The organism is Rhodococcus sp. P4_F3_2, assembly GCF_056401335.1.
On record NZ_JBFUJN010000014.1, the window covers coordinates 109,871 to 123,087 of the forward strand.

Here is a 13,217-nt window from a genome sequence, read left to right on the forward strand (position 1 = left end):
TCAGAGGACTGCGCGGTCCAGTGGACGCGGAAGCGGATCGAGTGCGCCGGTCTCGCGCAGGCGCTCGTACGCCCGAACGACCCCATAGACGGCCCCGATCTGTAGCAACACGCCGCCGCCCGGTAACGCGGCAACGCCTGCTGCCAGGTCATCCGGGATCGCGTCAGCGCGAGCGGACGAGAGGTAGCCGACTCGGCCGATCACGGGATCACCGACGCGATAGTCGGACTCGTCTTCGAGAGCGTCGAGGATGTTGTCGTCGGTGACGTCTCCGAAGTCCGGTTCCCACTCCGCGGCGAGCATCCGAAGTAGGTCTGTCTCAGGAACTTCGGCGGTGTCCGGCGCGCTGACGGCAAGAATTATCGACTGAAGGACGATTTCAGGTTCGCCGCCCGCCAACCCGGAGAGTTCGAGCCCCCATTCGGACCCTCCACTGGATGCGAGCCTCAATCCGATTCCCAGACGATCCGACCAGTCTTCGGCGGCCTGCGCGTTCTCGAGGACCTGCGCCAACTGGTCGACGGTCACGGCAGTAGCAGGTCCAGCGGAATGGATCTGTTGCCACGACCCGCCGACCACCTCGGGCAACAGGAATTCGACTTGCTCCAACGTCCGACGCCACCGGGAGGCCACGGCCTGCACCGATTCCGGCCGTCGTCCCCAGAAAACTCGAATAGCGCGTCGTGTCATCGAGTCCTCCGGTAAGGATCGTCCATGGGTAGCCATATCCCGTCTTCGTGGATTTCGAGATCAGTGACGCCGCGGGTGAGAGCGTCGACGGCCGCGAGAACTGCAGGGCGCGTTTCGTTCTCGCGGCACAGGAGTGACCAGGTCCAGATCGCCGCGGGGTCGATCACCGGACGTGCAGTGAGATCGCTTGGCAACGTGATGGTCTGCCCTTTGGGCGAGTTGACGACCGGACGGCCGACGGCACGGACGTGATCGAAGAATGCCGGACCGGTGATACCACCGTCGTTGATGCGCAGGATCTGTGCGCCGGTATCGCGAGCGAATTCTTCGGCGTAGACGTTCCACGAATACCAGGAGGTGGTGTCGTCGTCGACGAGTACGACGACGTCGCGTGCCCGCACCGGTGTGGTGTCCTCTCCGGTGGAGACCGCGTAGAGCCGATCCGCACCGAGCAGTTTCGCGCTCAGAGCATGTTGGGCGACATCGGTTTTCCGCACCCAGGCGATCGCCAGGTCGAGGCTGCCGTCCGCTACCCGCGCGGCCTGCGCGTGCGAAGGCACCACCCAGGCGTCGACGTGTAGTTGCGCGACCCCTGAAGTGCGCGCGATCAGATCCGTGGGGAGCCAATTGACGTAGCCGATCCGGACGGGCTCCGCTCCGGATAGACGCTCCGCGCGGCGTCGCAGATTCTCGGCACTCTCGAGTAGCGCACGGACATCAGGGAGCAAGGCCGCGCCGGCTGGCGTCAGAGCGACGGAACGGCGGTCGCGGACGAACAGCTTGACGCCGAGGTCGCGCTCGAGTGCCATGATCTGCTGCGACAATGACGGCCCGGCTATCAGTAGCCGCGCCGCGGCTCGGCCGAAGTGCAGTTCCTCGGCGACGACCTCGAAATATCTCAGCTGACGCAGCTCCACGATCCTTCATGCTACGTGCGGTGGGAGGTTGTGCCTATCAGTCAGGAGCAAAGCGGTCGTGGCGGTCCGGCGCGGCCGGGGCACACGATAAGACCATGACCACAATCCACAACGGCGTCTCCCCGCGAGCGCACGCTGTCCAAGCTGCCGCTGCGCTGGCGGCGAGCATGGGAATCGGTCGATTCGTCTACACACCGATCCTGCCGTTGATGCACACGCAGGCCGGTCTGTCCGCCTCGCTCGGCGCCACCCTGGCGACGGCCAACTACGTCGGGTACCTGATCGGCGCGCTCGCGGGAATCCTCATTCCCGGCGTGGTGCGCTCGGCAGCGGTGATGCGTACGTCGTTGGTGGTCCTCATCGCGACTTTGGCGCTCATGCCCACTACCCACGACGGATCCATCTGGTTCGCCCTGCGGCTCGTCGCAGGCATTGCCAGTGCCCTCGTCTTCACGATCGCCGTCAGCGCTTTGCACGCGCACCTTCGGGGGCAGTCCCAATTCCTGGCCGGATGGGGATTCGGCGGAGTTGGGTTGGGTATCGCCCTGTCCGGGGTCCTCGTGTTGGTCGTCCGCTTCATCGGTGCCTGGAGTACAGCCTGGCTGGCATCTGCGGCCCTTGCGGTGGTGTGTGCGGTCGCAGCCTGGGGATTGACGCCGGAAACGCGTCCGATCATCACACCGGACGCGCCGGGAACTCCCAGTTCCCAACGCGGGTTCACTGCCTTGTTCATCAGTTATTTCCTGGAAGGCATCGGCTACATCATCGCGGGCACGTTCCTTGTTGCCGCAATCGATCTCGCCGCTCCAGAATGGGTCGGCAGCGGCGCTTGGATAGTGGTCGGTCTGGCCGCATTTCCCTCGTGCGCCCTGTGGGCTTGGCTCAGCCTGCGTTGGTCGAGGCCGACTCTGCTTCTCGTTGCCCTGTTGATTCAGGCGGTGGGCATAGCGCTTCCTGCTGTGATCGGAGGCGTCGGCCCCGCACTGATTTCAGCTTTCCTGTTCGGTGTCACCTTCCTTGGTATCGGGTCAATTGTGTTGGCAATCGGCGCGCACCTGCAGTTCCCACGCGCCGTGGCGTTGCTGACCGCTGGATACAGCGTCGGTCAGATTCTCGGCCCACTCGTTGTCACTCCGTTGCTGCGAGACGGGTATCGCGACGCTCTGCTGTTGGGTGCGGCCGTCGTTCTGGGCGCAGCAGTGGCCGCCGCGGTTTTGCGGTTCCGATTCCCTTCCGATCTCGATGCGGACCCTCGGACAGCCACCTCGACTGAGGAGGTAGTTTTTGATGTCAGATGACGAAACCGCCGGAGCACTATCCGACGTAGGACTGGAGATGTTCGAATGAGCGCACTCACAACCGATCTCGACCTGAAGGTCCCTGTCATCGCAGCCCCCATGGCCGGCGGCGCTTCCACACCGGCACTTGTTGCTGCTGCCTCTCGCGCAGGCGGTCTCGGCTTCCTCGCCGCCGGGTACAAGACGCCTCAGGCTCTGTCCGACCAGATCGACGCCGTGCGCGCCGAGGGAGTGTCGTTCGGTGTCAACGTCTTTGCGCCCAACCCGGTGCCTGTCGACGTCGATGCCTACCGTGCCTATACCAGGGCGATCCAGGTCGATGCGGATCGCTACGGCATCACACTGGCTGACGGTGAGCCGGTCGAAGACGACGACTACTTCGAGGACAAGATCGATCTGCTCCTGGCCAGCCCGGTTCCGGTGGTCAGCTTCACCTTCGGCTTTCCCGCACCCGGCGTCATCAAGGCGCTGTGTGCTGCCGGTTCACTTGTCGTCCTCACTGTGACTTCGGAGGCAGAGGCGCTCCTTGCCGTCGACGCCGGTGCCGATCTGCTTGTCGTGCAATCGTCGGCTGCCGGCGGCCACTCCGGAACGCTCACTCCCCTGCAGGTTCCGGCAGAAACACCGATCACCGAACTGATCGCACAAATCCGTCATCGCATCTCTGTTCCGCTATTGGCGGCCGGTGGACTGGCGACCTCCGCCGACGTCGCTGCAGCCTTACGTGCCGGAGCGGACGCGGCAGTCGTCGGTACCGTACTGCTGCGCACCGAGGAGAGTGGTGCCTCGGCTCCGCACAAAGCAGCTCTGGCCGACACGTCACGCGGGAACACGGTCGTCACAAGAGCTTTCACGGGACGTCCTGCACGGGCACTTCGGAACGAGTTCATCGATCGCTACGACGCACAAGCGCCCATCGGGTATCCGGCCATCCATCACCTGACCAACCCGATGCGCAAAGCCGCTGTTGTGCAGGCAGATCCCGAGCGCATGCACCTATGGGCCGGCACCGGCTATCGCCACGCGACGGAGGAACCAGCCGGGGTAGTGATTTCGCGATTGGCTAACCTGTGACGGCGCGGACACCGGAAGCCGGATTGCCGGAAGTAGTGACATACGACGGGTTGCCCGGGTCCGCCGGTGGTGCACACTCGCTTCGAGTCAAGCGTCCCGATGTTGCATTTCAGCGGCTGCAGACATTCCTGGAATCCTGCACCGAACCAGTGTCTTTGCCGTCGTGGACGTTCGAGATCTACCAGAGTGGGCCATCCGAGCCGACCGCGCAGTTGTCATCGTTCGCTACCGAGCTCTTCGGTGGGCCCCGCTACAAAGCGCAAACCCATACCGAATGGAACGTCCCACCTGGTTCTGTCAACGAAGCGCTCGATGCCCTCGTTGGTTGCGATGCGGTTACAACCCACGGACGTTCTGTGGCGGCACTGACCTGCAGCGCGCCCGTACGCCTGATCGACCCCAACACCCGCGCGCCGTACCCCGACATCACCCCCGACACGTTCGGCCGTTTTGCCGTGGATGGATACGGCCGGATTCTCGGCGAGTCAGGCATACGCGCAACCCTCGGCAACGCGACATCCTCACTGTCCCTGTGGCTCAACCTGCCTGCAGACGAACGGTTGTCGTCCGGTGCTCGTCACCTACAAGACCATCTCCCGTTCCGGTTGTCCGCGAAACACTGGCGTCTCTGGCGGCCGAACCGGAGCGGAGACTCGTATCGTTCCAACAAGGTTCCGTCGCCGGTTCACGACCACGTTTGAATCACGCAGCAAGCATTTTCATCCCGGGCAGAGTTCGCCGATCTCGGAGACAATGCGATCAGCGCTGCGAACCACCCATACCGCGCGTCCGCCACGCAATGTCGGCATCAAGAGTCGGTCCTTCTCGATGGGCCAGTGCACAAAGGGAAATCCGCCGGCCAGCTCGTCCTGGACTTCGCCGGCGATCAGGGCCGTCAACTCCTGTACAGGCTGTTCGATGTGCGGCCCGCCGAACCCGAAGCCCCTCAGCGGGCTGGTTCCTGCACTCTTGTGCTTCGGCCGTGGTCCAGCGTCGAGCGCGAGGTGGCAGTGGCCGTCATCGAGCAACGAGACCGTCCACAGACAGTTCTCCATGTACGTATCGGGGCCGTGCCAGCGGCATTGCAGATCCTTGCCGACAGCCTGGCACGCCTCGACGACGTTGGCGGGAGCGTCGTCTGGTGCATCCGGCCCCATGATCGGAAAGCTCCAGACCCCTACGTACTCGATGTCGGGCAGATACATGCCTTCACTGTGGCACGTTGTCAGAATGCGTCTTCCTCGAGTTCCATGATCTCGTTGTCCAGGGAACCCAGGATTTCTTTCGTCGACGCCAGGATAGGCAGGATGTTCTTGGCGAAGTACGACGCGATGACCACCTTGCCCCGATAGAACGACCGGTCCTTTGCCGACGCGTCACGATCCAAGGCTGCCAACGCGACTTCCGCTTGCACCAACAGGCGCCATCCGATGAGCAGGTCGCCTACCGCGTACAGAAAGCGCACCGAGCCGAGGCCTATCTTGTACAACTCGGAGGGTTGGTCCTGGGAAGCCATCAGATAGCCGGTGAGCGTCCCGGCCATCTCCTGCACGTCGGTCAAGGCGGTCTCGAGTAGGACTCGCTCGGCCTTGAGTCGACCGTTCCCGGCCTCACTGTCGATGAACTCTCGTATGCGACCGGCTACGTGAGCGAGTGCAACGCCGCGGTCGCGTGCGATCTTTCGAAAGAAGAAGTCCTGCGCCTGGATCGCCGTGGTGCCCTCGTACAGGGTGTCGATCTTGGCATCGCGGATGTACTGCTCGATGGGGTAGTCCTGAAGATAACCGGAGCCGCCCAGGGTCTGCAGGCTCTCGGTGAGCAGTTCGTAGGCCTTCTCGGAGCCGACGCCCTTGACGATCGGCAGCAGCAGATCGTTGACCCGCGCCGCCAATTCGGCATCCGCACCCGAAACCAACTCGGCGACATCAGCATTCTGGTGTGCAGCGGTGTAGAGGTAGACCGCTCGGAGGCCTTCGGCGTAGGCCTTCTGCATCGCCAGGCTGCGTCGGACGTCGGGGTGGTGCGTAATGGCCACACGGGGCGCGGTCTTGTTTGTCAGCTCGGTGAGGTCTGCGCCTTGAATTCGTTCTTTTGCGTACTCGAGGGCGTTGAGATAGCCGGTGGACAGTGTTCCGGTCGCCTTGGTGCCCACCATCATTCGAGCATTCTCGATGACCTGGAACATCTGGGCGATACCGTTGTGGACATCACCCACGAGCCAGCCGACGGCAGGAACGTCCGTCGCTCCGAAGGTGAGCTCGCAAGTTGGGGAAGACTTGAGGCCCATCTTGTGCTCGACGCCGGTGACGTACACACCGTTGCGCTCTCCCAGTTCAAGTGTGTCCGAGTTGAAATGGGACTTCGGAACGTAGAACAGGCTCAAACCTTTGGTTCCTGGACCGGCTCCCTCGGGCCGGGCAAGCACCAAGTGGAAGAGGTTCTCGGCCGTGTCTCCGACGTCACCGCCGGAGATGAATCGCTTGACGCCCTCGATGTGCCACGTGCCGTCGTCCTGCGCGATTGCCTTTGTTCGGCCTGCGCCTACATCGGATCCGGCGTCTGGTTCGGTGAGCACCATCGTTCCGGCCCATCCGCGTTCGAATCCTTCTTTGGCCCAGTGTTTTTGGTGTTCGTTTCCGATGGTGTAGAGCACGCTCGCCATGAGTGGACCCATGTTGAAAAAGCTTGCGGATCCGTTTGCCGCGACCAACATTTCGCCGATCGCCCAGACCAACGGCGCCGGAGCAGGAACACCACCCATGCCTTCTGGTAGGCCGAGTCGCGACCAACCGGCCTCGTTCACCGCCTCGACCGTCTTGCGTAGAGGTTCCGGGACCACAACTGCGTGATTGGGTGCGTCGAATTCGACAGGGTTCCGATCCGCGTCGGCGAAGGACGCGGCGACCGGGCCTTCTGCCAGTCTCGCTACTTCCGCAAGAATGTTGCGCACAGTGTCGGTGTCGAGGTCCCCGTATGTGCCGGCATCCAACAGTTCGCCGATCCCGAGCACCTCGAACAGATTGAACTCGATATCACGCACGTTGCTTTTGTAGTGACCCATTGTTCTCCGACCTTGGTTCGTCAGCAATACGATTCGTCAGCAGATACGGCTCGTCAGCAGTACACAAGAAAGCCTGCCCCACAAGGAATTCAGTACGCAACCGTAGGTAGAGACGAGTTTCGTTGCTACAAAGTAGCGCCGAGCCGCTCTCATTGAAACATTCACTCGTACAATCGGTTTCCGCTGGTGGGGGTGCATATCAGTCGCGTAGCATCCTCCTGGGTCAAAGCAGCTGCGCACCAATCGAAGTGCCCATCCTCACCTTCGGCATCAAACGCATTCGCTGTGATCAGTGAACATGCTGCTCGGTAAACCAAGAGCGCCTCTCGTTGGTAGCCGAGACGTTCCTCGATCGGCGTGGAGAACCCAGTTCTGTCTCGTGAGCCTTTGGTATCGGTCAGAGGGTGAGTAGCACTTTGGTGGCGCGCCGCTCGTCCATCGCCTGGTAGCCGGCGGCGGCGTCCTCCAACGGGAGAGTGAGGTCGAAGACGATGCCCGGGTCGATCTGGTCGGTCATGATGAGCTCGATCAGTTCGGGTAGGAATCGCCTGACCGGCGCGGGACCGCCGAGCAGGCTCACCGTCGCGAAGAACAGGTTCATGCCGTCGAGCTCGACGCCGTGGGATACCCCGACGTAGCCGACATGTCCGCCGGGGCGGGTAAGCTCCGATAGCCTGCATCATCGATTCTTGGGTGCCTACGGCTTCGACGGTCGAGTGGGCGCCGTAGCCGCCGGTGAGTTCCTTGATCTTCGCGATGCCCGCGTCGCCCCGCTCTTCGACGATGTCGGTGGCGCCGAATTGCGTGGCGAGTGCCTGCCGGTGGGCGTGGCGTGACATGGCGATGATCCGCTCGGCGCCGAGTTGTCTGGCAGCGAGGATCGCCAGGAGTCCGACTGCACCGTCGCCGACGACGGCGACCGTTTTGCCTGGTCCGGCTTCCGCAGCTACGGCGGCGAACCAACCGGTGCCGAGTACGTCGGAGGCTGCAAGGAGGCTGCGAGCCTGCCGCTCGGTCGGCTCTCCGCGGACAGGGACGAGGGTGCCGTCCGCGAGCGGGATGCGAGCGTATTCGGATTGGGTGCCGACCGAGCCCATCATGACCTGGTGGATACAGCGAGACTGAAAGCCCGCCTCGCAGATTTCGCAGGTGTTGTCCGACGCGACGAACGAGCCCACGACGAAGTCCCCAACTTCGATGTCTTTGACCTCGGGGCCGACCTGTTCGACGACGCCTACGTATTCGTGTCCCATCGGCGTCGGGCCATTCAGCTTTTCGATGCCGCGATAAGGCCAGAGGTCGGAACCGCAGACGCAGGTGGCTGTAACGCGAATGATCGCGTCGGTCGGTTCGACGATCACCGGCGCTTCGATCTCTTCGACCCGGACATCGCCGGGGGCATGCATGACGACAGCGCGCATGACGTGGCTCCTCACCATCGGTTTCTTCGTGTCACTTCAACCTGATCACGATTCGGCGGCGGGCGGGAGTCCCGCGCGATAGTGGTACTGCGAGGGACTCCCTCGCTACCGGTCACTGACTTACGCTCGATGGCATGGACGATCGAGCGCAAGTACGCGAATTCCTGACCTCGCGGCGCGCCCGAGTCACGCCCGAACAAGTTGGACTGCCGGCCGGATCGAACCGCCGCGTGGAAGGTCTGCGTCGAAGTGAAGTGGCAACCCTCGCTGGCGTGAGCGTCGAGTACTACACGAGGCTCGAGCGCGGAGCGATCAGCGGCGCATCGCCCGGAGTGCTCGACAGTATCGCGAAGGCCCTACGACTCGACGACGCCGAGCGCGCCCACCTTTTTGATCTCGCGCACGCGGCAAGCCCGGTAGCCAGGCCCCCGCGTCGGCGAAATGCGAAGGGCTGGAAGCCCCATCAGAGCCTGCAGTGGGCGCTCGACGCAGTCACCGCAGGACCCGCTTTCGTGCGGAACGGTCGCATGGATCTTCTTGCGGTCAACCCACTCGCGCGTGCGTTCTACAAGGACCTTTACGACATGCCGGGGCAGCCCCCGAACATCGCGCGCTTCACGTTCCTCGACGAAAGGGCTTTCGAGTTTTATCCGGACTGGAACGCGTTTGCCGAGGTGACCGTCTCGATTCTGCGAACCGAGGCTGGGCGAGATCCTCACAACAAGGAATTGCACGATCTGATCGGTGAACTCAGCACTCGGAGTGAGGAATTCCGGCGTCGGTGGGGCGCGCACGACGTCCGCCATCACGGCACCGGATTCAAGACTTTTCACCACTCCGCCGTTGGGGAGCTGACGCTTGCCTTCGAAGGTTTGGAGATGGCCGCCGAGCCGGGGTTGACGCTCACGATCTACACCGCAGAGCCGGGATCGCCCTCCGCGGAACGGATGCAGCTACTCGCCTCGTTGGCAGCCAGTGAGAATGCGGACTCTGCTCCTCACGTGTCGGAGCGGTCGCTGACGGACGGCTGACGAACTGCGCGACGGTTGATCGGGTCGTCAGTTGACGACTTCGACGGTGGTGCGCTTCGTGCGTTCCTTGCGCAACAGGATCATCAGCGGCAGAAAGTAGAGAGCGGCAACGCCGGTGCCTACCAACACCGGCCCAGTGGCACCGAGACTCGAGGCGAACGCGAACCCGGCGATCCAGGAGCCGACCGCCGTGCCCAGATTGAACGACGAGGTGCTGAGAGCAGAAGCCATCGTCGGCGCCTGATCGGCATAACGCACAGCCATCCCGATCAGGATGGGATTGGTCGACATGCCGAATAGTCCCAGCATGACTACGAGAATCACCGTCACGATCACGTTGTGCGAGAAGAGGCAGAGCGCCCCGAGTACGAGAAACGTCATCGCTGCCGAGACGAACAAGACCCCGTACTGATGCTTCGCACCGAGTCGACCGCCGAGATTGGAGCCGACGAACGCACCGAGTCCGTAGCCGACAAGCACTAGCGGCACTGCCGACGCAGCAAGTCCCGTGTTCTCGGTCAACAGCGGAGAGATGAAGCTGTACGCCGCCAGCGACGACCCGCACACGACGGCGCAACCGGACAGAACGAGCCAGATGCGTCCGTCCCGTAGGCTCGCGATCTCCGCTCGCCAGGACGGCACCGCACCGGAGTCGGTGTCGGCGGGTACCAATCGGTGGACGACGGCCGCGGCAACGAGTGCGAGGGCGGCGAGGGCCCAGAAAGGACCACGCCACCCGATGCTCTGACCGGCCAGAGCGCCGAGCGGAACACCGATGACGTTCGCGAGCATGCCTCCGCCCAAGACGATGCCGAGCGCGCGCGAGGAAGACGCCGGGCCGGCCGCCTTTGCTCCGACCACTGCGGCGACTGCCCAGAAGGCGCCCGTCGCCACGGCTGTGAGGAAGCGGGCGCCGAGAATGAGTCCGAAGTTGGACGAGAGCGCGACGATGACGTGTCCGATCGCGAAAACAATCAGAGCCGAGCTCAAGGTCACGCGTCGGGGAACCCTGAGTGTCAAGATCGCCATCGCCGGCGTGCCGACGATCATTCCGATCGCGAAGACGGTGATCATCAGGCCGACGTTCGCGATCGACGTACCGAGGTCACCCGCGATTTCGGGAAGAATGCCGGCGACGACGAATTCGGTTGTGCCCATCAAGAAAACTCCGACGGCCAGCACGTAGATCACGAGCGGCAGGCGGCCGGTTTCTTCGACGGTCGGGGCGGAAATCATGAGGTGGTCAGTTCTCTTTCTGTTGACGACGCGCATGTCGTGGCGCACCCGTCCAGGGCATCACGCCCGTCGCCTGCGAGGGAGTCCCGGTCGTTGGTGGTACTCGAAGGGACTCCCGGTGTGGCCGATTGCGCGCTACCGTCGGCGCAAAGACTGCCTGAACCCGGGAGACGCGCCCATGACACGACGACAGATCCGAGGACTGGGCGCCGCCGTGCTCGTCTCGGCCTTCCTGACGGCCTGCGGTAGCGAGGATCCTGAAGGGCCCCGTCCGCAGGCAAGCACGACAACACGATCGGCGCCCGCCGCGGCCTTCGGTGAACCCGAGACCGTCGCCGACGGCTTGGACGCGCCCTGGTCGATCGCATTCCACGGCGACACACCACTTGTCAGTGAGCGCGACAGCGCGCGAATCCTCGAACTCGACGCCGGCGGAAACAGCCGCGAGGTGGGAGTCGTCGACGGCGTCAGCCCAAGAGGTGAGGGCGGTTTACTAGGGATCGCAGTACGTGAAAACGGCCTGTACGCGTACTTCACCGCGAACGGGGAGAACCGGATCGAACGCTTCGACATCATCGGTGCTCCGGGGGAATTCGCGCTCGGGCCGGCCGAGACGATTCTCGACGGGCTCGCTTCGGCCAACTACCACAACGGTGGTCGCATCGCGTTCGGCCCGGACGGGATGCTGTACGTGACCGTCGGTGATGCCGGTAGTCGAGACAGGGCTCAGGACCTCGACTCGATGTCCGGGAAAATCCTTCGAATGACTCCGGATGGCGATGTGCCGCTGGATAATCCATTTCCGAACTCGTTTGTCTACAGCTACGGCCACCGCAACTCCCAGGGCATTGCCTGGGCAGGGGACGGCACGATGTACGCCAGCGAGTTCGGGCAGGACACCTGGGACGAGCTCAACAAGATCGAAGCAGGCGGAAACTACGGGTGGCCCGAGGTCGAAGGGATTGCGGGTGAAGACGGATTCATCGACCCGCTCCAACAATGGTCACCTGACGATGCCAGCCCCAGCGGAATCGCCATCCACGACGGCACGATCTACATCGCCAATCTTCGTGGTGAGCGACTCCGCACGGTGCCCTTGACCGATCCCGCGACCGCCGACGAGCAATTCGTCGACGAATACGGGCGCCTCCGTGATGTTGTAGTCGCACCGGACGGGTCGCTGTGGATACTGACGAACAACACCGACGGACGCGGCGACCCCAAACCCGGTGATGACCGCATCATTCGCGTGCCGTTGCGCTGATGTCGATTTCCGGCGAACGCAGTACTTCCAGCCCGAGGATCCTCGCCGAAGCCGGTGATTCACTAATATCGTTACGACAGATGACGCGGGTACGGATCGGAGAGACAGCATGGGGACTTGGGGTTCAGGACCTTTCGACAACGACGTAGCGGGCGACCTGCTCAGCGCGGTACAGGCGGGTGACTACGATATCGACGATTACGCACGCCACCCCGACGACGGCTACCTCGATGCCGATGATGCTCAAACAGCTATTGCCGTCGCCGAGATCCTTGCGGTTGCGCACGGGGTTGCTCCGGCGCCTGTGCAGCTGGCCGAGATTGATGCCGCCGGGTACGCCGGAACCTTGAGTCCGGAGCAGAAGGCATGGGTCCTCACCGCACTCGCGCGTGCCGTCGCAGACAGCGACACGTCGGAGTTGTACGAGTTGTGGGAAGAAAACGGTCCGGAAGACCTCGCGGCTTGGCGGGCACCGATCCTGGGCAGATTGGCGAGTCTCAAAACGGTGGGATGAGTGTCACTCGTCAACAGTCCCTTGGTTACTCGGAGTTCGAAGACGACAGACTCCCCTTGACATACCGGGTGGTGTCGTCGGCGAGGATCTCAGCCAGCCCACGTTCGATGCCGTCCAGGGCCTGCGCGGCGACATCGGCCGGAGCGATCTTCTGTTCGGCCGGTACGCCCGCAGCCATGTCGGTATCCATGTATGCAACGTGCAGTGCCGAGACGGCGATTCCCCGCGGCGCCAGTTCTTCTCGAACGGCGTCGGTCATCGCCCACGCCGCTGCCTTCGATGACGCGTAAGACCCGAGCGCAGCCGGATGGAACCAGGACAGCACCGAAAGAACATTGAGTACTGTTCCGCCTCCGTTGTTTTCGACGACCGGAGCAAACGCCCGGGTCACGGCAAGCGGGCCGTAGAAATTGACGTCCATCTCGCGGCGAACGTCATCGATGTCGCCCCCGATCAAGGGTGCCGAGGTAGAGATTCCGGCGTTGTTGACCACCAAGGTCACATCCGATGCGATTTGCGCTGCGGCGGTGATCGATTCGGCGTCCGTCACGTCCAACCTCAGGGGGATGACGCCGGGCAGATCGACAGTTTCCGGATTGCGGGCAGCCGCGTACACCTTCGCGCCGCGCTCGACGAGCCCTGCCGCCAGATGGCGGCCGAGTCCGCGATTGGCTCCGGTGACGACCGCAACCGTCTTGTTCAGGTCCATGA

12 protein-coding genes and 1 pseudogene are annotated in these 13,217 nt (G+C 63.2%); 6 read left to right on the plus strand and 7 right to left on the minus strand.

The window, feature by feature from the left end; genetic code table 11:
- Together AC1DWA_RS17190 and AC1DWA_RS17195 are read right to left on the minus strand one after the other, a co-directional pair.
- Window positions 1–690: a hypothetical protein gene (locus AC1DWA_RS17190; protein WP_290286677.1), complete on the minus strand. Its 690-nt coding sequence runs from the start codon at window positions 688–690 to the stop codon at window positions 1–3.
- The gene (locus AC1DWA_RS17195) at window positions 687–1,607 is read right to left on the minus strand and encodes a LysR family transcriptional regulator (RefSeq protein WP_029256662.1); all 921 of its coding nucleotides are present in this window, start codon (window positions 1,605–1,607) and stop codon (window positions 687–689) included. The genes AC1DWA_RS17190 and AC1DWA_RS17195 overlap by 4 nt, the downstream gene beginning before the upstream one ends.
- A 95-nt stretch (window positions 1,608–1,702) precedes the next feature.
- Between AC1DWA_RS17195 and AC1DWA_RS17200 the strand changes: the two genes are divergently transcribed.
- From AC1DWA_RS17200 to AC1DWA_RS17210, 3 genes are read left to right on the plus strand one after another with little or no spacing between them, the layout of a single operon-like run.
- A complete protein-coding gene (locus tag AC1DWA_RS17200) occupies window positions 1,703–2,905 on the plus strand; it encodes a YbfB/YjiJ family MFS transporter (protein ID WP_477846570.1) in 1,203 nt (400 codons plus the stop codon).
- 45 nt (window positions 2,906–2,950) lie between these two features.
- The gene (locus AC1DWA_RS17205; protein ID WP_477846571.1) at window positions 2,951–3,979 is read left to right on the plus strand and encodes an NAD(P)H-dependent flavin oxidoreductase; all 1,029 of its coding nucleotides are present in this window, start codon (window positions 2,951–2,953) and stop codon (window positions 3,977–3,979) included.
- Window positions 3,976–4,680 carry a hypothetical protein gene (locus tag AC1DWA_RS17210; protein WP_290286670.1) on the plus strand — a complete coding sequence of 235 codons (705 nt, stop codon included), beginning with the start codon at window positions 3,976–3,978 and terminating at the stop codon, window positions 4,678–4,680. Before AC1DWA_RS17205 ends, AC1DWA_RS17210 begins: the two co-directional genes overlap by 4 nt.
- 18 nt (window positions 4,681–4,698) lie before the next feature.
- On the opposite strand, the gene AC1DWA_RS17215 is transcribed toward AC1DWA_RS17210, so the two are convergent.
- The 3 genes and pseudogenes from AC1DWA_RS17215 to AC1DWA_RS17225 all read right to left on the minus strand — a co-directional run bounded on the left by AC1DWA_RS17215 (window position 4,699) and on the right by AC1DWA_RS17225 (window position 8,461).
- Window positions 4,699–5,184 (minus strand): hypothetical protein, encoded by a 486-nt coding sequence (locus AC1DWA_RS17215; RefSeq protein WP_477846572.1) that lies wholly within the window; start codon window positions 5,182–5,184, stop codon window positions 4,699–4,701.
- A 20-nt stretch (window positions 5,185–5,204) separates the two neighbouring features.
- Window positions 5,205–7,040 (minus strand): acyl-CoA dehydrogenase, encoded by a 1,836-nt coding sequence (locus AC1DWA_RS17220; protein ID WP_070795439.1) that lies wholly within the window; start codon window positions 7,038–7,040, stop codon window positions 5,205–5,207.
- Window positions 7,041–7,437: 397 nt separating this feature from the next.
- Window positions 7,438–8,461 (minus strand): annotated as a pseudogene (locus AC1DWA_RS17225) (zinc-dependent alcohol dehydrogenase family protein).
- Window positions 8,462–8,595: 134 nt separating this feature from the next.
- Here AC1DWA_RS17225 and AC1DWA_RS17230 point away from each other — a divergent pair.
- On the plus strand, window positions 8,596–9,492 hold the full coding sequence (locus tag AC1DWA_RS17230; RefSeq protein ID WP_007735613.1) for a helix-turn-helix transcriptional regulator: 897 nt from the start codon (window positions 8,596–8,598) through the stop codon (window positions 9,490–9,492).
- Between the two features lie 27 nt (window positions 9,493–9,519).
- Here the strand turns inward: AC1DWA_RS17230 and AC1DWA_RS17235 are convergent, their stop codons facing one another.
- Entirely contained in the window at window positions 9,520–10,728 is a 1,209-nt protein-coding gene (locus AC1DWA_RS17235; RefSeq protein WP_024487719.1) for an MFS transporter, read from the minus strand.
- Between the two features lie 178 nt (window positions 10,729–10,906).
- On the opposite strand from AC1DWA_RS17235, the gene AC1DWA_RS17240 reads away from it, so the two are divergent.
- Together AC1DWA_RS17240 and AC1DWA_RS17245 are read left to right on the plus strand one after the other, a co-directional pair.
- Window positions 10,907–11,992, plus strand: coding sequence for a PQQ-dependent sugar dehydrogenase (locus AC1DWA_RS17240; RefSeq protein WP_477846573.1), 1,086 nt, complete (start codon window positions 10,907–10,909; stop codon window positions 11,990–11,992).
- A 109-nt stretch (window positions 11,993–12,101) separates the two neighbouring features.
- On the plus strand, window positions 12,102–12,506 hold the full coding sequence (locus AC1DWA_RS17245) for a DUF4259 domain-containing protein (protein ID WP_046379594.1): 405 nt from the start codon (window positions 12,102–12,104) through the stop codon (window positions 12,504–12,506).
- 25 nt (window positions 12,507–12,531) lie between these two features.
- On the opposite strand, the gene AC1DWA_RS17250 is transcribed toward AC1DWA_RS17245, so the two are convergent.
- Complete coding sequence (locus AC1DWA_RS17250) at window positions 12,532–13,215, minus strand: SDR family oxidoreductase (RefSeq protein ID WP_019745979.1); 684 nt, start codon at window positions 13,213–13,215, stop codon at window positions 12,532–12,534.
- Between the last annotated feature and the right edge of the window lie 2 nt (window positions 13,216–13,217).